General features: G+C 63.0%; 22 protein-coding genes. 6 read left to right on the forward strand and 16 right to left on the reverse strand.

Annotated features, from left to right (window positions below):
- Window positions 1-165: 165 nt before the first annotated feature.
- From WS64_RS03930 to WS64_RS03955, 8 genes are all read right to left on the reverse strand, one after another.
- Window positions 166-1,566: an ISNCY family transposase gene (locus tag WS64_RS03930; protein WP_081103770.1), complete on the reverse strand. Its 1,401-nt coding sequence runs from the start codon at window positions 1,564-1,566 to the stop codon at window positions 166-168.
- Window positions 1,567-2,193: 627 nt separating this feature from the next.
- On the reverse strand, window positions 2,194-2,904 hold the full coding sequence (locus tag WS64_RS03935; RefSeq protein ID WP_060965757.1) for an immunity 52 family protein: 711 nt from the start codon (window positions 2,902-2,904) through the stop codon (window positions 2,194-2,196).
- Between the two features lie 12 nt (window positions 2,905-2,916).
- The gene (locus tag WS64_RS35570; protein ID WP_311766354.1) at window positions 2,917-3,285 is read right to left on the reverse strand and encodes a restriction endonuclease fold toxin 5 domain-containing protein; all 369 of its coding nucleotides are present in this window, start codon (window positions 3,283-3,285) and stop codon (window positions 2,917-2,919) included.
- 118 nt (window positions 3,286-3,403) lie between these two features.
- Window positions 3,404-3,883 (reverse strand): hypothetical protein, encoded by a 480-nt coding sequence (locus WS64_RS32280; protein WP_244166566.1) that lies wholly within the window; start codon window positions 3,881-3,883, stop codon window positions 3,404-3,406.
- Window positions 3,876-4,379: a DUF4123 domain-containing protein gene (locus WS64_RS03940; protein ID WP_060965758.1), complete on the reverse strand. Its 504-nt coding sequence runs from the start codon at window positions 4,377-4,379 to the stop codon at window positions 3,876-3,878. Before WS64_RS03940 ends, WS64_RS32280 begins: the two co-directional genes overlap by 8 nt.
- 3 nt (window positions 4,380-4,382) lie before the next feature.
- A complete protein-coding gene (locus WS64_RS03945; RefSeq protein WP_060965759.1) occupies window positions 4,383-4,796 on the reverse strand; it encodes a PAAR domain-containing protein in 414 nt (137 codons plus the stop codon).
- Window positions 4,797-4,909: 113 nt separating this feature from the next.
- A complete protein-coding gene (locus WS64_RS03950; protein ID WP_060965760.1) occupies window positions 4,910-6,154 on the reverse strand; it encodes a hypothetical protein in 1,245 nt (414 codons plus the stop codon).
- Window positions 6,155-6,425: 271 nt separating this feature from the next.
- Window positions 6,426-6,893 carry a hypothetical protein gene (locus tag WS64_RS03955; protein ID WP_347876625.1) on the reverse strand — a complete coding sequence of 156 codons (468 nt, stop codon included), beginning with the start codon at window positions 6,891-6,893 and terminating at the stop codon, window positions 6,426-6,428.
- Window positions 6,894-6,969: 76 nt separating this feature from the next.
- Here WS64_RS03955 and WS64_RS03960 point away from each other — a divergent pair, with 76 nt between their 5' ends.
- Window positions 6,970-7,674 (forward strand): SOS response-associated peptidase family protein, encoded by a 705-nt coding sequence (locus tag WS64_RS03960; protein WP_060965762.1) that lies wholly within the window; start codon window positions 6,970-6,972, stop codon window positions 7,672-7,674.
- 74 nt (window positions 7,675-7,748) lie between these two features.
- On the opposite strand, the gene WS64_RS03965 is transcribed toward WS64_RS03960, so the two are convergent.
- A complete protein-coding gene (locus WS64_RS03965) occupies window positions 7,749-8,321 on the reverse strand; it encodes a hypothetical protein (protein ID WP_060965763.1) in 573 nt (190 codons plus the stop codon).
- Between the two features lie 586 nt (window positions 8,322-8,907).
- On the opposite strand from WS64_RS03965, the gene WS64_RS03975 reads away from it, so the two are divergent.
- Window positions 8,908-10,386 (forward strand): sensor domain-containing diguanylate cyclase, encoded by a 1,479-nt coding sequence (locus tag WS64_RS03975; RefSeq protein WP_060313265.1) that lies wholly within the window; start codon window positions 8,908-8,910, stop codon window positions 10,384-10,386.
- Window positions 10,387-10,539: 153 nt separating this feature from the next.
- On the opposite strand, the gene WS64_RS03980 is transcribed toward WS64_RS03975, so the two are convergent.
- Together WS64_RS03980 and WS64_RS03985 are read right to left on the reverse strand one after the other, a co-directional pair.
- Window positions 10,540-11,088 carry a GNAT family N-acetyltransferase gene (locus WS64_RS03980; RefSeq protein WP_060965765.1) on the reverse strand — a complete coding sequence of 183 codons (549 nt, stop codon included), beginning with the start codon at window positions 11,086-11,088 and terminating at the stop codon, window positions 10,540-10,542.
- A 50-nt stretch (window positions 11,089-11,138) separates the two neighbouring features.
- Window positions 11,139-11,756, reverse strand: a complete 618-nt coding sequence (locus WS64_RS03985) for a helix-turn-helix domain-containing protein (protein WP_060965766.1) — start codon at window positions 11,754-11,756, stop codon at window positions 11,139-11,141.
- A gap of 146 nt (window positions 11,757-11,902) precedes the next feature.
- Here WS64_RS03985 and WS64_RS03990 point away from each other — a divergent pair, with 146 nt between their 5' ends.
- Together WS64_RS03990 and map are read left to right on the forward strand one after the other, a co-directional pair.
- Window positions 11,903-12,139 (forward strand): ParD-like family protein, encoded by a 237-nt coding sequence (locus WS64_RS03990; RefSeq protein WP_060965767.1) that lies wholly within the window; start codon window positions 11,903-11,905, stop codon window positions 12,137-12,139.
- A complete protein-coding gene (gene map, locus WS64_RS03995; protein ID WP_059573987.1) occupies window positions 12,139-12,945 on the forward strand; it encodes a type I methionyl aminopeptidase in 807 nt (268 codons plus the stop codon). The genes WS64_RS03990 and map overlap by 1 nt, the downstream gene beginning before the upstream one ends.
- A gap of 113 nt (window positions 12,946-13,058) precedes the next feature.
- Here map and WS64_RS04000 read toward each other — a convergent pair whose 3' ends face one another.
- Complete coding sequence (locus WS64_RS04000) at window positions 13,059-13,562, reverse strand: GAF domain-containing protein (protein ID WP_059573986.1); 504 nt, start codon at window positions 13,560-13,562, stop codon at window positions 13,059-13,061.
- A 114-nt stretch (window positions 13,563-13,676) separates the two neighbouring features.
- Window positions 13,677-14,594: a LysR family transcriptional regulator gene (locus WS64_RS04005; protein WP_059573985.1), complete on the reverse strand. Its 918-nt coding sequence runs from the start codon at window positions 14,592-14,594 to the stop codon at window positions 13,677-13,679.
- 110 nt (window positions 14,595-14,704) lie between these two features.
- Here WS64_RS04005 and WS64_RS04010 point away from each other — a divergent pair, with 110 nt between their 5' ends.
- Both WS64_RS04010 and WS64_RS04015 read left to right on the forward strand, forming a co-directional pair.
- Complete coding sequence (locus WS64_RS04010) at window positions 14,705-15,571, forward strand: pirin family protein (RefSeq protein WP_060965768.1); 867 nt, start codon at window positions 14,705-14,707, stop codon at window positions 15,569-15,571.
- A 134-nt stretch (window positions 15,572-15,705) separates the two neighbouring features.
- Window positions 15,706-16,197 carry a GNAT family N-acetyltransferase gene (locus tag WS64_RS04015; RefSeq protein ID WP_059638303.1) on the forward strand — a complete coding sequence of 164 codons (492 nt, stop codon included), beginning with the start codon at window positions 15,706-15,708 and terminating at the stop codon, window positions 16,195-16,197.
- Window positions 16,198-16,212: 15 nt separating this feature from the next.
- Here WS64_RS04015 and WS64_RS04020 read toward each other — a convergent pair whose 3' ends face one another.
- From WS64_RS04020 to WS64_RS04030, 3 genes are read right to left on the reverse strand one after another with little or no spacing between them, the layout of a single operon-like run.
- The gene (locus WS64_RS04020; protein ID WP_059638305.1) at window positions 16,213-17,082 is read right to left on the reverse strand and encodes a cytochrome c oxidase assembly protein; all 870 of its coding nucleotides are present in this window, start codon (window positions 17,080-17,082) and stop codon (window positions 16,213-16,215) included.
- A gap of 10 nt (window positions 17,083-17,092) precedes the next feature.
- Window positions 17,093-17,539: a copper chaperone PCu(A)C gene (locus WS64_RS04025; RefSeq protein ID WP_060965769.1), complete on the reverse strand. Its 447-nt coding sequence runs from the start codon at window positions 17,537-17,539 to the stop codon at window positions 17,093-17,095.
- An 8-nt stretch (window positions 17,540-17,547) separates the two neighbouring features.
- A complete protein-coding gene (locus tag WS64_RS04030; protein ID WP_060965770.1) occupies window positions 17,548-18,162 on the reverse strand; it encodes an SCO family protein in 615 nt (204 codons plus the stop codon).
- Between the last annotated feature and the right edge of the window lie 198 nt (window positions 18,163-18,360).

Genomic DNA, 18,360 nt, shown 5'->3' on the forward strand with positions numbered 1-18,360 from the left:
CCGCTACGGGCTACGCCCTCCGCGCCAATGCGCGCCAGCATGAAAAACCAACCACTGTCAGATTTAGTCTAGTCCACCGCAGCTAAATACAGATGTCGCATGTTTCATCGGCTTTCCATCCTTCAGCGTTGAAGTGCCAGGCCTGAAGCAGCAGGGCGCTTACGTTCACCCGCGGGCCTTCGCAGACCGCCGATTCGATTCAGATTGATGTGTTTGTGAAGCGACCTGCAAGATGGCTGCTTCGATATCAGCTTCCGTGAACGCACGCTGTTTCTTGGCACCGGGTAACGATGTCTTGGCTCGTACCGGTAGCCCTCGATTGGCTCGCGATGGGGAACCCGAGATCCGCCGGTTATCACGCTGCGCCTGAACCGCTTCAGCCACCTGCAGTGCGTGACTCAGACGCTTGTGCTCGATGATCGCGCCTTGATCGACCTCTGCCAGCTTGTCGTAAAGGCGACATCGCAATACCTCGCCATCGGCCCGTATTTCGATCCGGCCATCCGGGTACTCCCAGACGTCGATGTAGCGATGAATCAGCTTCCGATTCTCGAGCGTATCGTCCAACAGATACAGCACCCGGTCGTACAGCACCGTCAGCGACTTCGAAACTCGGCGCGTTTCGCGCCAGGTCAGCAATTGGTCCAGATTCTCGTCACCTCGCAGCGGCCGGTGCGCATTGAAGTCGCTGCGCGGTGGCTTGGCGAAGCGCGCGTTATACATCACGATGAAGGAGGGCACATAGGCATTGGCGTCGGCCACCGTGCTGATGCCGCGCAATCGCATCTCCTTGACCAGCCGGTCCTGCAGCGTCAGGTGTGCTCGCTCGACACGTCCCTTGGCCGAGCTGCTGTTCGCGCAGAACGTGTCGATGTTCAATTCATACATGGCCCGGCCAAACTGCGTCACGCTGCTGCCGGTCTTGCCCGCGGTTGCGCTGCGGAACACGCTGTACTTGTCGCTATAGAACGCCACCGGCTTGCCGTAACGCTCCAGATACGCCCGCGTGGCCTCGAAGTAGCTGAAGGTCGATTCGGTCGCCGTAAAGTGCAGATGCATCAACCGGCTCGTCGCGTCGTCGACGTACACCAGCAGCGTGCAGGCCGGCGCCCGTTCCTCGAACCATCGATGATCGCTACCGTCGATCTGGATCAGTTCGCCCAGGCAGGCCCGGCGCGCTCGCGGCTGGTAGACCTTGGGCGGCCGTTGCCGGCGCGGAATCCAGAGCCCAGCGTCTGTCATCAGCCTTCTGACCGTTTCCTTCGACAACTGCAGCCCATGGCACTCCCAGAGCTTCTCGCAGGCCAGCGTGGGCCCAAAATCCGCGTAGCGCTCACGAATCAGGCTCAAGGCGCGATGAGCGAGATCCTCAGGCAACTGATGGTTGCTCGCGTGGCCACGGCGCTGCGAAACCAGCCCGGCTGGGCCCGCAGCCCGATACCGGGCGACCAGCCGTTCAATCTGCCGTCGACTGATTCCAAGTCGCTCCGCGGCTCGCCAAGGCATCAGACGCTGCTCGATCACGGCTTCCACGACCTTCAGACGATCCAGCTCCCGCATGCTCATGGTGATCAGTCCAGGTTGGCCCACGATGCGCTCCGGCAGTTCGAACCGCCGCCAGCATGCGCCGAAACCCTCGAACTACGACATTTCAACTTTGCCCAGATGCGACATTACTACTTTGCTTTTACAACCAAATGGGATGAGCTCAAGGAAGTGTTTCAGCACTGGAATATCGACAGGAATTCAGCGTTTAGTTCGCTCGACGTTTCTCAATTCGACCCCAAAATCATTGAATCAATAATGGATTTGATAAAGCTAGCAACAGGAAAGGCGGGGGAGAAGTCGAAATAAGATCGCTCGCCTAAGCAGACCATCTGACGTCTTGATTTGGCAGTCTGCGGGGTACTAGATGGTGGCCGACCCGCGTGTCAGATCGAATATCGGGCGACATCTCAGTCCCACTGTTTCCATTTGAGTCTTCCGCAATTTGACGACCGGTGCTGACGATTGTCGTCAGCTTTGACCGAGACGCCTTCAACGCGATGCCGACTGCCCCCAGTGCCGACTAGATTGTTGCCGATCTCCATTGGAACGTCGAATGTCCTTTTCTGGCCGAACTGGGCCAGACGATCTGACGCTGCCTGTTTGCTAACCGGACGATGCCGGCGCAGTGATGCGCCGACATAGCGCCTACAGATCAGCGAAGGCGGGGAGGAGATCTTGGTCGACTAACCTGATCTCGATTCGATTTGCCGTCTCGACGTGTTCAGGATTCTTCATCGAGAAAGGGGCGTCCGTTGTGCTGACGACGATTGTGCCGGTCTGCGCCTTGCCTGCATCCGGAATTGGCACAACCTCATGCGCCTCTGGAACCTGCTGCTGCGTGATCACGGTCGGCAGGTAGATCATCCAGCCGACTCCCGGTTTGTCGTCAAACACCTGCTTTGCTACATAGCTTCGTGGCGAGACTGTGATGTACGCCGGATTGAACGCCGCAACGATGGAGCGGACGATTTTCAGGACCGTATCCAGTTCGCTGAGAACATCGGAGTCCGACATCGACAGTTCGAACGAGTTATAGGCTCCGGCCTCGTTGAGGTGACACGCGATAGTGGCGCCGCGCGCATCCCCTTCGTTGCCATCCCACAATGCCACGAATGTTGTTGTCGGGTCTTCCGCGAATTTGTGCTTCAGTACCGCTAGGATCGCAGTCGATGGCGCTCCGTCTTCGAATGCGGGGTATAGCAATGCCTCGTCGCGGCTCTGTCCCTTCGCATACCAGCGGCTGAATTTCGGATTGATTTGCTCCAATGCGGCGGTAACTACATGAATGCGCGACAGCACGTGCGCGAAGTCCATCGGATCGAGCGTAGCGTCCTTGAACTGAAGCCGGAAATCCATAATCGTCTCGGGTTACGGTTGTACGACCGACTGTACTCGGTAGGTTGTGAGGTAGGGAAGCATATACTCCCGCGTGTCCGCTTCTTGAAAGTACCATTTCAGACGAGCTGGAGGATTCGCGTTCACCTTTTTGGCCTGCCGGATTAAGGCGTTCTGAAGATCTTCATATCCTTCGTACCATTCGCGTGGCTGGAGTTCGCCGTCCTTGTCGCGCTCAAGGAATTGCGCGTAGCGTGACTTCGCTTCTTGCAACAGGCACTCAGCCGGTATGAACCCGTCAAAATCTGTTCCGAGCCATACCCATTCCTCACTCCATCCTTCCTCGACGCTGTACGGTCTTCCAGTGACGCGACCCTGGTACTCGCGAGCACGTGCAGACATATGATGGTTCCTGCGCAGAGGTAGTCCCGATTCCTCGGGCGGACACTTCTTGCATTTCTCGCCGGTACGCGGCACGGCCTTGGTATCAGCCCCGGATTTGCTTTCATCCTTGGGCGTGTCACCCGACAGACTCCCCGTTCCCGCCACCGCCGCCCCGCCCAATAAGGCGACGCCAGCGCGCGCCAATAGCGGCCCAAGTTGCGCCGCCGCTGCTTCTATCATCGGTGCCACGAACCCCGCCATCTATTGATCTCCTTTCGTATTCTGGATGTTCGATGCGCCACTTGATGACGCGGAAATAGTCATGAAAGCGTTCGTCGGCAGATCGGCCGGGACGAGTTAGCCATGCGCGCGTGGCAGGTTTTTCATAAAACTTCGGAGCGTATGCCTCGATTCGAAGGAACGCCGCCACGTTTTCGTCGGACTGAATGCCCAACTGTCGAGCCGCGACGTATGCGTTCCATAGACGCGTTGACAGAGTGCTGTCGTCGGCAAGTTTGGGATCGGCTTTGACGAGATCCTGCCTGACGCGCTCGACGTATCCGCGTGCGTCGATCTCGGCAAGGCCGGCGACCTGTTCGCTTGTCAGCTCAAGCATGCGGGTGTACTCCCCTGAGTTTTCCATTTACTTCGACGAGCCAGTCGAATGTCGGCACGAAGAACTGCATGCGCTGCGTGAATTCCATCAGCGACGCCATGTCGGCCATGATGCGGGCATCGTAGAAGCGGAGCAGGGCTGTGCTTCCGTCCGGCAAGCGTACGTCGAGCCGGCTACGCAGCTCGTCAGCAAGTGATTCGATCGGATATGCGCTGATCAGCCAAGACACGCCGGTGGGGCTACTGGCCATGGTGAAGAGGGTTCGTCGGATATTACCGGCCGCCGCGTCGTACGCAAAAAGCCACGGCCCAGCGTCTGCGAGTGACGCGTCCTGCGTGCCGTCGAATACGGCTATGGCCGACTGCGATCGTTGAGGCAATGAGCCGCCGGCCGCATCAGCGTATAGAAGGCCGTCGACAAGGGCGTACAGATGCACCTGCATCGTCAACTGCTGTTGACGCTTGAAGAAGAAAGCCTCGATCGAATTTCCGGTCATGGGCTATCCGCGCGCGATCATCGTCGCGGCGTTCTCGGCCGCGGCTTTCAGGCATTCAAGACAGAGCGTCGGCGAGGGGGCAAGCGCTGTAGCCGTGGCTGCGGCGGATGCGACTGCGCCGCCAGACGTCGCCTCGCCTGATCCGACGTCGTCGAATGTCGCGGACGACTGCGACGCGATCAACGTCGCTCCGCAGGCAGTTTTCATGCCCTCGACGGCGGTTTCTCGTCCGTCGAATGTGTGCGAGTATTGCCGCCCCGTCGGAAGGATCGGAAAGACCCCCTTGCACTGCGGGCAAAGTACCTTGTGCCCGACGCCGGCAATGGGCTTTCCATCGATGGTCGCGGTCGTGCTGCCCTCCAGCACGCGGCCGCCATGCGTCGTCGTGTCGCCGACGCAGATCATGGCTCGGGCCATATGTTCTCTCGTAGATGTGGTTTTCGTATGAATTTACCATTTTCGCGAGAACAGTCGATTGCGGCGGCCCGTGGGATCAGTCAAATAACGTCAATTTGGCAGGACGGCGTTGGTCACTCCGGCACATGGAAGACTAAGACCGTAAGTGTAATTTCGCGGTTCGCGTCTCCATTGCTGTGAACGATGTAGCGGAAGCCGCTTTCGTGCGGCCACTCCACGACGCGCTTGAAATTGCCATGCGATTTTGTCGTGGCATTGATGCCGGCGAGAACCGTCGACGTATCGGTGCCGCGGTTGAATATCAGGATCGCCGCTTTGCCGTCGCGCCACGTCGCATAACCGAGCAGCTGATCGATAGCCTGTCCGTAAGCTTTCGGTCCCTTCCAGAATTTGCACTCGGCAATGAAGACGTTCCGGTCACCCTCCCGCAGCAGGATATCTGTCTTGCCTCCCATATTGAAGGTCTCGCCCGTAGCTCGTCCTTCAAACTGCCCGTTGAGCTGTACGAGGAAATGCTGGCGGAGCGCTTCTTCGTCCATCGACTTGAACGCCTCGGGACTGCGTTCCATCACGAGCGCCATATCCTGCATAATTTTGAGCGCCTGCTCATACTGGTCCATGGCCCAAACTGGCTCAGGTTTAAACTGTGCAGTCGTGGCTGGCGGTAGTGTCGGCGTGGCTTTACGACGGGCGGTTGGCACAGCGTATGTCGTCGGCGCGTCGTTTCGTCGACGGATCGGAATACCCAGCGACTCGGCACGTTGCGATTGCGCCAGTAGCCGGGCGCGCCGCTGCTGGATGGCTTGCTCCGCTGCTGCGGGCAGCGTGCGGTTGTGCGAATCGATCATCCCGCGCTGCCAGTTGAGGTGCTCTTCGATTTCCGTTAGCGCCTGGTCCACGAGATGCCTAACGTTGGACGGCTGGTCTGCGGGAGAGTCATAGCGCAGCACAAGCTCATCGTTTTCGACGAGGGCGCGTGGCGGGTTGAGCGTGAACGTGTTGGCGCGAGTGTAGAACAGTTCTTTTTCACCTGTGAACGGAATACGGACCTCGAATCGTTCACCGGCGATCAGAAAGGGGCGACTCCGGTCGTTGATCCAGCGCCTGCTATCACGGCTCACATCGATTTGCACTTCCTCGTGGTCCGCATACCACTGTTCGCGCAGAAGTGTGATCGGCGTGACGCTGTACTTTTCGCTCAGATAGACCTTTAGGTCCTCGGGCGCCGTATTGAGAAGTCGGTTCGCATCAAGCTCTTCGACTTCTCGCTGCATCGCGGCGACAGTGTTACGCAGAACTTGATCAAGTTCGTACGTGACGAACAGCAGCCCTTTGCTCTTATCTATGCTTCCAAACATTGTGGTTTCTCTTATCGATTGTCGCGCATCGGGTACAGGGTTGCGCCTCGGTGATTCCCAATCCCGACCTCTCTGCCGCAGGTTCCAGGTCGAAGGTCATTTTATCGCTGGAACTACCATGTGCGGAGGTCGGCACGTAGGGCGGCTATTACTGTCGCGACGATTTGTTGAACGTCGGCTCACGAGAATTCCGCAAGTTGCGGCGCTCCATCAATATGGCGTACTAGTCCGTCGATGGACCGGTCCGGTAGCGCAATCGCGCGCGTCGAGCTTATAGCATCGTTGCCCGCTGCTTTTCCTCCCTGAGCAGGTGCCGGAGGCGTTGAAGCGGGCCTTGGCCGCCGCCAAGGTCCCCCTTGTTGTCGATGGTCTTGTCGACATAGTCGAACCAATCCTGCACCCGCTCGATCGACTTTCTCAGCGCGAGAATTTCAAGGATCAGCGATCTGACCTGTGGGTCGGTGTACTCGCGCCATAGTGCGCGCAACTCCAATTCGGTGGGCGCGTCGAAGTCCGGCATGGTCGGCTTAAGTTTGACGCGGCGGTCTCTGAGCGGGATACGATTCCGGTCGACCTTACCCGCTTCGATGCGGCGTGATTGCGCCGGCACAATCGGGTCGTAGACGGCCTCGATCCACGACGCCAGCTCGCGTTCGGTCAACTCGATGGGCGTGCGTTTCCATTCCTCCTCGCCGAGGAATCGATACTCCCAAAAATATGCCCACTGAGGTTTGATCACGGCGCGGGTGCTGTATAAAAACACAGTGTAGCGCGAGGTAAGATCGTTCGGTTAAGACTGAAAATTGGGGACGTTGATGTGCACGAACTACGTAGCGCCCGGCGAGGATCCCGGCTTGAGCGAACTTCGGATCGACAGCTTCAGCGACCTGTATCGCTGGACGCCTTGGAAGCCCGAGATTTACCAAGACTATGACGCTCCGATAGTTGCCAGTATCGACGGGCAATTCAAGCCATTGATTTCCGGGTTCGGGTTTTGGCCGCGCGCGCTTCAGAAGGCGAACGTGGAGAGGGCGAAGGAGCAGGGGCGCAAGCCGCCGGTCATGCGCAGCACGATGAACGTGCGCGACGATAACCTCGGGAAGTCTCCGCTGTACGGACCCACCTGGCGCGGCGGTCGACGGTGCCTGGTTCCGGCGCGGTTCATAGTCGAGCCGTCGTATCCGGAGGCGTATCAAGATGAGAAGGGAAAATGGGTAACCGGGCCGTGCGTGTGGCAGCGAATCAGCGTGGTCGACCGGCCGACGATGTGTGTTGCCGGCATCTGGCGCACCTTGAAAGAACCGGACGGTAGACCGCACCATGTGATGGCGATGATTACCGTCAACGCGGACGGCCATCGTGTCATGTCGCGGATGCATAAACCGGACGACGAGAAGCGGTCGGTCGTCATCCTCCGGCCCGACGACTGGGAGGAATGGTTGACCACGCCGAATACCGAGGCTGCCCGTGCGATGCTTCAACTTTACCCGGCCGAAGAGGTGGTTACGGAACCCAAGTAACTTGTGCCTGCGGAGGCGCGACCGACAACAAAAAGCCCGCTGCTAGCGGGCTTTTCCTGAATGCTGCAAACCGTTTACGAAGTCGGGTAAAGGACTGAAAGGACTTCGGTGAATGATGAAAGTACTTCCCGTGTGTTGGACATCGCAGCCACTGGCTGCGGGCGCGCTCCATACGGGGCAACCTTTGCCGGCGCAGCCTGCTGAATCACGAAGCCCAGTTCCGGAAATGGTCGCTGGAGTGCCGCTTCATAATCCGCCGCTTTCTTCTCCATTTCTTCCAAAGGCGTCAACTGCTTCGCGTGAAATGTCGTGGAGGTGCTATCGGCGCGTTGCTTTCGGACGACCACCACGGTAGCCGGATCTTCTTTGGACTCGGCCGGAGGCGTGATTTTGACGAGTCCAAATGCGCCAAACCGATCACTGGCGTCTAGTTCAAGCTTGAAAGCCGTCTGGCCGATAGCGGCAATGATCCCCTGTTGTGCAGGTGTGACAGTGAAGCCAGCCGCTGAAAAATAGTCGCGGAACTCTGTTGCTACCTTGTTAAGGATCTCCGCCTTAGCGTCGTCGTTTTGCTTTTTGAGTGCCGCCGTAGCTACTTCTGCGCGCTTTCTGGCTTCCTCGAGCTTCTTTGCATCGTTTAGATTCATATCGGTCTCCAATAGGGACGTCAATATTACCGTAGCGCCGGCCCTATTTCATTGAGCGAGTTCAAGGCGGCTAATCCGGTTGGTTGTTTTCCATAGGTACTTGATTTAAATAGAGGCTGGACGGCCTGCAAAGCCGTTTAGGCCGGTTCGACTCCGGCTCGCGCCTCCAAGTAAGAAGAGAAAAAGCCCTGAGAAATCAGGGCTTTTTCTTTTTGTGCGCCGAGCATGGGCGCCCGCCTGCTGGTGCTAGTCCCGACATAACTGATCACCGCAAATACAGCGAAGCGAAACTGCACGAGGGTGGAAGCGTGGTGCAATGATGCGCTGATCGGCATGTGTCGCCGCACGGGCCGGCTGATCGTGGCGAGCCTCACATATTCTCTCGGGAGCATGGTTTCCTCATATTATTTAATAATCTCGGAAGAGCGGGCCACCGGTACTGTTTTGTCGGCGCTTCACGTTCGATAGACTCTAGCCGTTTCCGGTTTTCGGTCAGTTTGGCGCTGCACCCGTCAATGCGCCGAGCCGATCCTGTATGCGCACTCACGCCCGGTGCGGGCGTGCACGATGAGCAGCGAGGAGATTCATGCAACCCCGGACGGCAGCCCCTTATTTCGTTGTGGCAGTCGGTGTCGTGATCGCATGCGCGCTGATGGGCCTGTGCGTGCTGCAACTGTTCCAAAGCCGCCACGACGCACTGGAGCGGGCCAGCGAAACCTCGCGCAATCTCGGCCTGATGGCCGAGCGCGACATCGAGCGCAACTTCGAACTCTACGATCTGTCCTTGCAGGCGCTGATCCATGGTCTGCAACGTCCCGACGTGATGGCAGCGGCGCCCGCGCTGCGGCGGGGCGTGTTGTTCGATCATGCAATGACGGCGCAATTCATCGGATCGCAACTGGTGCTCGATGCCGACGGAAACATCATTCTGGATTCGGCCAACGACGTGCCGCGCAAGGGCAATTTTGCCGATCGCAAGTACTTCACCGTCCATCGCGACAACCCGAACGTGGGGCTCTATGTCAGCGACCCATTCGCGTCGCGCTTGCGCGCCGGCATGCTCAGCATTGCGCTGTCGCGGCGCATATCGAATCCGGATGGCTCGTTTGCCGGTATCGCGCTGATCGCGATCAACCTCGAATATTTCCACAAGCTGTTCGCCGGATTGTCATTGGGACAACATGGCTCGATATCGCTGATCGGCAAGGACGGCATCATGATCATGCGGCAGCCGTACGACGTCCGGACCATCGGCCGCGATCTGGGCAAGGCCGCAACCTTTCAGCGCTTCCGGCGCGCACCCGATGGCTCGTTCTCGGAAACGTCGTCGATCGACGGCGTGCGCCGTCTCTACTACTTCAAGAATTTTCCGAATCTGCCACTGATCATCATGGTCGCAGAGGCGGAGCAGGACATTTATGCCGCGTGGCGCCGCCGCGCCACGACGATCGGTCTACTCGTCGCGACATTCGGCGCAGCCTTCATTGCGCTATCCGTATTTCTCAGCGCGCAGCTGCGGCGTCGGATGCGCGCGGAATCCGAGCTCGAACTGCTGGCTCGCACCGACGGGCTCACCGGCCTCAACAATCGCCGCACCTTTGGCGAGGTTCTGGACCGGGAGTGGCGCCGTGCGCGGCGAGCCCATTCCGTTTTCTCGTTGCTGTTCGTCGATGTCGATCGTTTCAAGGCCTACAACGATACCTATGGTCACCAGGCGGGGGACGATGCGCTGGCTGCAGTCGCGCGCTGCATCGGCGACAACATTCGCCGACCGATCGATACAGCGGCTCGCTACGGCGGAGAGGAATTCGTCGTGCTGCTGCCTGACACACCAGAGACGGGGGCAGCCCAGACTGCTGAACGAATACGCGCGGCGATCAATGAACTGGCGCTCGAGCACGCGGGAAGCGAATACGGGCGCGTGACCGCCAGTATCGGGTTGGCGAGTTGGGTGCCGGATCAGGACGGCGAGCCTGGAGCGATCATCAAGGCGGCCGACGAGGCGTTGTATTACGCGAAGGCAACCGGTCGGAACAAGGTTTCCACCTTTCAGTCGTCGGTTTGACGGTGGCCCACCCGCGGAGGATTGTCGAAGTTATTTTCGTTTCGGGCCGTCGGTGACTCCGCGAAGGCTCGTCATTGACGGACGAGAAAAGTCCCGCGGGGCACTTCCTTTTCCGCGTCGCGGTGGGTGCGACGGCCGCCACGCCAGGCGAGATCACCCGTCCACCGGCTGTGCCGGCGTCTCGAGCTTCAACTGATAGAACGCCGCATCGAGCCAGCGGCCGAACTTGAATCCCGCTTCCGCGATCGTGCCCGCGTGCACGAACCCCAGCTTCGTATGCAGTGCGATGCTGCCGGCATTGGCCGCGTCGATGCAGCCCACCAGCACGTGCACCTGCGCTTCGCGTGCACGCCGGACCACTTCGCGCAGCAGCAGTTCGCCGAGCCCGCGACCGCGCTGGTCATGGCGCACGTAGACGCTGTGTTCGACCGTGTACTTGAACGCCGGAAATGCGCGGAACGTGCCCCAGCTCGCGAAGCCGAGCAGCGTGCCCGCCGCGTCGACGGCGCCGATGACCGGAAAGCCGCCCGCGCGCTTCGTCGCGAACCACGCGACCATCGCTTCCGGCGGGCGCGGCCGGTAGTCGTACAGCGCGGTCGAGTTCAGGATCGCGTCGTTCAGGATCTCGAGGATGGCCGCCGCGTGTTCGGCCTCGCTGCAATCGATCAGGCGCACGTCGTCGCGCGGTGTCGGGGAATTCATGCGGGTTCCTTCCTGTTGGCTTTAAACCGCTTGCGCACGTGATGCACGCATCACGCGCTCCGCACGGCGGCGGATGCATCGCAGATCGCGACGACATAGCGCGCGGCATGCGACGACGGATTGCTGAAGATCAGCGGCTGGTCGAGCCGCATGGCCAGACAGTCGCCTTCGTGAAGTTCGTGAAGCGTGTCGCCGAACGTGACGTCGACGCGGCCGCTGATGATCCACACCTGCTGATGCAGCGCGCTTTCGCGCCCGCCGCTGTCGTACGCGACGCGCGCGCCGGGCGGGAAATCGACCTCGACGAGCTGGAGCGGCGACGGCCAGCCGGCCGGCGACAGGTTGCGCCGCACATAGCCGGACGCCGGATCGCGCCATTCGACCTGCTGCGCGCGCCGTGCGAGCGGCTGGGCGGGTGCATCGTTCCGGTCGCCGCCGAACAGCCCGGCCAGCGATACGCCGAGGCCGGCCGCGAGCTTGTCGAGCACGACGGCGGTCGGGCTGGCCGACGCGCGTTCGATGAGCGAGATCATCGAACGGCTGACGCCGGAGCGCGCGGCCAGCGCGTCGAGCGTGTAGCCTCGAACGGTGCGCAGATCGCGCACGCGCCGGGCAATGCGTTCGCTGATGCCGGTATCGTCGGCTGCGGTGATCGCGGATTCTTGCATGGTGGATTGATTTTCCAGCAAACTGGAATTCGATGTCAACGGCATTCGCCGCGGCTCGTCGAGCGAGGCGGGAGTCGAATGGCTTGCCCGGGCGTCGCGTGCGGCGTAATATACGAAACAGCTACGTTTCGTTTAATTGGGGATATATGGGCATCATCAAGATTTCCGAGCACATGCATGAACGGCTGCGCTCGACGAGCACGGCGCTGAGCCGGTCGATCAACGCGCAGGCCGAACACTGGCTGCGCGTCGGGATGCTGGCGGAACTCAACCCGGCGCTGTCCTACGGCGACATCTGCAAGATGTTGATCGAAGCCGAGGCGCGGGGCGGCGACGCGAGGGCGGTGGAACCGGTCGCGCATCACATCGAGCGGGTGGCGTAATGGCGAAGCGAGAAATCCCGATCCGCGGCGCCGCGGAAATCGCGAAATCGCGCGAAGCCGCGAAGCTCGCGTCGCAGGTGCTGACGATGATCACCGAGCATGTGAAGCCGGGCGTCACCACCGACGAGCTGGACGCGCGCTGTCGCGAGTACATCGTCGACGAGCTGGGTGCGATTCCCGCGAACATCGGCTACCACGGCTATCCGAAGACGCTGTGCACGTCGGTGAACCACGTGGTCTGTCATGGCATTCCGACGTCGCGGCCGATGCGCGACGGCGACATCGTGAACCTCGACATCGCGGTGATCAAGGACGGCTGGTTCGGCGATACGAGCCGCATGTATTTCGTCGGCGAACCGAACGAACTCGCGCGGCGGCTCGTCGCGGCGACCTACGAGGCGATGCATGCCGGCATCCGCGCGGTGCGTCCGGGCGCGACGCTCGGCGACGTCGGCTACGCGATCCAGCAGGTCGCGCATCGCGAAGGGTTCAGCGTGGTGCGCGAGTATTGCGGTCACGGCATCGGCGACGTCTATCACGACGAGCCGCAGGTGCTGCACTACGGCCGCCCGGGCACCGGCGTGCCGCTGCGGCCGGGGATGATCTTCACGATCGAGCCGATGCTCAACGCGGGCAAGCGCGATACGCGCGTGCTGGCCGACGGCTGGACGGTCGTCACGAAGGACCATTCGCTGTCCGCGCAGTGGGAGCACATGGTCGTGGTGACGGAAACGGGCTTCGAGGTGCTGACCGAGGATGCGACGCCGCAGGCGTTCGCCGCGTCTTCCGGCGCGCACGCAGCCTGATGCGGCCTGATGCGGCCAGCGCGCCGCATGCGGCGGCGCGGCGTTGCAATGAAACGGGCCCCTTCGCGGGGCCCGTGTCGTTCGCGGCGGCTGGCGCCGCCGCGCAGCGACGGTCAACCGCGCGCCTTCCGCCACGCGTGTTCGACGAACACGCGGCACAGCGCTTCCATTCCTTTGCGGTCTTCGTCGTCGAAGCGCGCGGCGACCGGGCTGTCGACATCCCATACGCCGATCAGCGTGCCGTCGCCCGCCACCAGCGGCACGACGATTTCCGATTCCGACGCCGCATCGCATGCGATATGGCCGGGGAAGTCGTGCACGTCGCGCACGACCTGCGTCTCGCGGGTTTGCGCGGCCGTGCCGCACACGCCCTTGCCGAGGGCGATCCGCACGCACGCGGGCTTGCCCTGGAACGGCCCGACCACGAGCTCGGTGCCGTCGAAGAAGTAGAAGCCGGCCCAGTTCAGGCGATCGAGCGAGTGATAGACGAGCGCGGAGAAATTCGCCGCATTGGCGGTCAGGTCGCGTTCGGATTCGACGAGCGCGCGGGCCTGCTCGACGAGCGTCGCGTATTGATCGGCCTTGGAGGCGGTGGGGTCGTTGGACAGCGTGAACATGGCGGGAAAGCGATAGGGGTTGTCAAAAGGCGCACTGACGGCGCACTGCGCGTACCGCAGTCTACGGCACGCGCGGGCAGTCTGCAGCGCACGATGGGGTGGGAGGCGGCACGCTCAGTCGGGTTCGAGCGCGGCGAACCGCTCCGCCAGAAAGTCGAGCAGCGCCCGGACCGCGGGCAGCAGCCCGCGACGCGATGCGAACACCGCGTGCACGATCTCGCGGCGCGGCGCCCAGTCGGGCAGGACGGTCGTCAGTTCGCCGCGTGCGACTTCGTCGCGCACCATCATCGTCGGCAGTTGCACGATGCCGACGCCTGCGACGGCCGCCGCGCGCAGCGCGAGCATGCCGCCCGTCACCAGGCGCGGCTGGTGATGGATTTCCGCCTGCGCGCCGTCGGGCCCGCGCAGCCGCCACACGTGCGTGGACTGCGGCACGCCGTGATCGAGGCTCGGCAGGCGCGCGAGATCGGCGGGAACGGCCGGCACGCCGTGCTCGCGCAGCAGCGCGGGGCTCGCGACGAGACACTGGCCGCGCTCGGCGAGCACGCGCAGCGCGAGGTCGCTGTCCTCGAGCGGCGGCGGACGCACGCGGATCGCGACGTCGATCCCTTCGCCGACCACGTCGACGCGCCGGTTGGTCGCTTCGAGATGGATCTCGACGCGCGGGCAGGCGGCCATGAACGCGGCGATCATCGTGCCGACCAGCGAATCGAGCAGCACGATCGGGCAACTGACGCGCACGATGCCGCGCGGCTCCTCGTGCAGCAGCGCGATCGCCTCGTCGGCGGCGTCGGCCTCGACGAGCATCGCGCGGCAATGCGCGTAATAGGTCTGGCCGACGTCGGTGACCGTGAAGCGGCGCGTCGAACGCTGGATCAGCCGCATCCCGAGCCGCGCCTCGAGCAGCGCGATGCGGCGGCTCAGCTTCGACTTCGGCATGTCCAGCGCGCGTCCGGCCGGCGCGAAGCCGCCGTGTTCGACGACCTGCACGAAGTAGTAGAGATCGTTGAGATCCCGCGCTTTATCGTTCATGAAATGGAACGCTGAGTGCGATTTCGGCAGTCTACCGGATGGATCGTTCCATCTCTATATTGTTATTCAAGATGCGAAACACGGGTTTCGCCGCAATATGGAGAAGGGCAATGAAGAAGATCCAGGGTGTCTACAGTGCGCCGCGCGGCCATTGGGTCGGCGACGGTTTCCCGGTGCGTTCGATGTTCAGCTACCAGTCTCACGGCGCGCATCTGAGCCCGTTCCTGCTGCTCGACTACGCCGGGCCCGCGAACTTCGAGCCGGCTTCGGCGCCGCGCGGGGTCGGCCAGCACCCGCACCGCGGCTTCGAAACGGTGACGATCGTCTACGACGGCGAAGTCGCGCACCGCGACTCGACCGGCGCGGGCGGCACGATCGGCCCGGGCGACGTGCAGTGGATGACGGCCGCGAGCGGGATCCTGCACGAGGAATTCCACTCGGAGGCGTTCACGAAGCGGGGCGGCCCGCTCGAGATGGTGCAGCTGTGGGTGAACCTGCCCGCCGCGGACAAGATGGGCGCGCCGGGCTACCAGACGCTGCTGAACGCCGATATCCCGGTGGTCGAGCTGCCGGAAGGCGCCGGGCGGGCGCGGATCATCGCCGGCGAACTCGACGGGCGGCGCGGCCCGGCCCGCACGCACACGCCGATCGACGTGTGGGACGTGCGGCTCGTGGCGGGCGGCCACGCGCGGTTCCCGATCGCCGAAGGGCGGACGCTCGCGGTAGTCGTGCTGAGCGGCACCGTGCAGGTGAACGGCGAGACGGTGGCGCGCGAAGCGCAGTTCGTGCAACTCGGCCGCGACGGCCGAGACGTCGAGATCGAGGCGAACGGCGACGCGAAGCTGCTGATCCTGAGCGGCGAGCCGATCGACGAGCCGGTCGTCGGTTACGGCCCGTTCGTGATGAACTCGCAAGCGGAGATTCGCACCGCGATCGAGGACTTCAACAACGGCCGCTTCGGTCGGATGACGGCATGACGGCATGACGGGCAGGCCCCGCGCGATGCGGGGCTTTTTTTCGCGTGCGGGCAGGCAGTCGCGCGGGATACGCGCTTCGGGGCATAATCGACGGTTGCCGCGCGCCGGCCGGCGCGCCCGAATCAGGAGCCCACATGAACGCATCCGCACCCGCCGCACTTCCGAGCACCGCCGATCTCGACTGGCGCTGGAAACCCTTCGACGCGCTGACGGCGCGCGAAATCTATTCGATCCTCGAAGCGCGCAGCGCCGTCTTCGTCGTCGAACAGAACTGCGTGTATCGCGACATCGACGATGCGGATCAGGCCGCGTGGCATCTGGCGGCCTTCGATCCGGCCGGCCGCCTGGCCGGTTATCTGCGTGTGCTGCTGCCCGACGCGCAGCACACCGACGTGCGCATCGGCCGCGTGCTGACGACCGCCGCGTTTCGCGGCGCGGGCCTCGGCAACGGGCTGCTGTCGCGCGCGCTCGAGCATATCCGTGCGCAGTGGCCGGAAACGCCGGTGAGCCTGCATGCGCAGGCCCACTTGCAGCGTTTCTACGGGGCATTCGGCTTCACGCCGAGTTCGGACGTGCACGACGAGGACGGCATTCCGCACGTGTGGATGCGCAGCGCGCGCGCGTGACGCGCGCCGCGGCGGTCAGTGCGCGGCGCGTGCGACCGGCGGCTCGTCAGCAGGCTGCGCGGCCCGTTCGCCGATCAGGCGCCCGCGTGCGGACAGCCGCAGCCAGTGCCGCAGCGCGATCAGCGCGCCGATCACGCTCATCATCGAGCCGGGAATCCACAGCAGCAGGCCGCCGATCTGCTGGTCGCGCATCGGGCTCAGCCACGTGAACGCGCGGCCGCAGATCGAGTAGATCGGATACAGCTCGTGCGGCGTGAAGAAGATCAGCGCGCCGAGCGCGATCTGCGGCGGGATCGCCGCGACGACGATCAGGATCCGGCGGCCCGGCGACAGCCGCGCGGGCGGCGCGGGACGCGGATCGACGACGAGCCACCAGAACAGCAGCCCGTCGATCACCATGCTCCAGTTCATCACGCGATACAGGCGCCAGTCGAGCATCGCGATGAAGTGGATCGGCGACAGCAGCCAGAAATAGATCAGCCCGACGAACAGCACGACCGCGACGACCGGATGGAACACCACGTCGAGCGTCGCCCGTACCGGCGCCCACGCAAGCGCGGGACGCACGAAGCGCTGCCGCCAGCGGAACGGAATGCCCGCCCGGATCGCCGCGCCCGGATAGGACAGCGCGATGAAGAACGGCCCGAGGTGATGCAGCACGAGGTGCTGCGCGCGGTGCAGGAAGAATTCGTGCTCGAAGAAATAGTCGAGCCGCGTATGCAGCGCGATGTAGAGCGCCGTCAGCCCGAACCAGAACGAGAACTGCCGCAGCGGCGACACCTTCGCCTTCTTCACGCCGCGCGCGAACAGCACGGCGGCCGTCAGCACCGCGATGACCACGGTCGGCGACGGTTCCCACGGATCGAGCCAGTACAGGAGGTTCATCGCGCGCGCATCACTTCGCCTTGGCCGGCGATTTCACGGCGAACGGCGCATCGACCGTTTCGCCGTCGGAGAATTTCAGGCGCAGGTGCACGGTGTCGCCCGGCTTGATCGCGTGCTTCGGCTCCTCGAGCATGAAGTGATAGCCGCCCGGCGCGATGTCGACCTTGCCGCGCGCGGGGATGGTCAGCTTGTCGACCATTTCCATCTTCTGCGTCGAGCCGTTCGATACCGTCTGGTGCAGCATCGCCATCCCGTAGTCGGGGCTGTCGACGTCGACGAGGTCGATCGGCTTGTCGCCGGTGTTCACGAGCGTCACGTAGCCGCCGGCGGGCAGCTTGTTCGGCAGCCAGCGCACCCACGCGTTCTGCGCGCTGATCGCGCCGGCGGCATATGCGTGGGCGCCGGCGCACAGCGCGGCGAGGAGGGCGAGCGTCTTGAGTGTCGTTTTCGTGTTCATGGCGCGGTTCAGGTCGTGGAGGCGGTGTCGATGATCCGGCGCACATCGGCGGCGATGGCGTCGGGCGAATCGCGATCGGTCGCGAGCAGGCGTGCGCGGCCGGTCGCGTCGAAGATGTAGACGGCCGAGCTGTGCGTGACTTCGTAGCCGCCGGACGGATCGCGTTTTTCCATCTGGTACGCGACGCGATAGCGCTTGGCGAGCGACTCGATCTGGCCGTCGGTGCCGGTCAGCCCGCGCGCATGCGCGGGGTCGAACGCGGCGACATAGGACTGCATCGCCTGCGGCGTATCGCGCGCGGGATCGACCGATACGAACAGGATGCGCACGTTGTCCGCCCGGGGGCCGAGCTTCGCGAGCACGTCCATCAGCCGCGCCAAGGTTTCGGGGCAGACATCGGGGCAGTGCGTGTAGCCGAAGTAGACGAGCGCGACCCGGCCGCGGAACGCATCGGCGTCGACGGGACGGCCGTCGCCGCCCGTCAGCCTGAACGACAGGTCGGGCAGGTGGCCGGTGACGTTGGTCAGGTTCCAGCGCGGCTCGTCGCGCGTGCACGCGGCGAGCGCCACGGCGGCGGCGAGGGCCGCGGACCTGCGGATGAGGCGGGAGAGGCGAAACGGCATCCTGGGCTCGATCGGGCGAAATGGGTGACCGGCCGGCGCGATGCCATGCGTCGCGCGGCAGGCGGTTGCGACTGTAGCGCAATTCGCGCGCCTGCGTCCTTTTGAAACCGGTACGGTGCCGGCCAGCGGGGCAATATGTCGCAGTTGACGCGGTGGGCGGCGCGAAGTCCGCGCTGCCCGGTTTCGCCCATCTGGGGG

The sequence above is a fragment of the Burkholderia anthina genome, from assembly GCF_001547525.1.
In the GTDB taxonomy this organism is placed as follows: domain Bacteria; phylum Pseudomonadota; class Gammaproteobacteria; order Burkholderiales; family Burkholderiaceae; genus Burkholderia; species Burkholderia semiarida.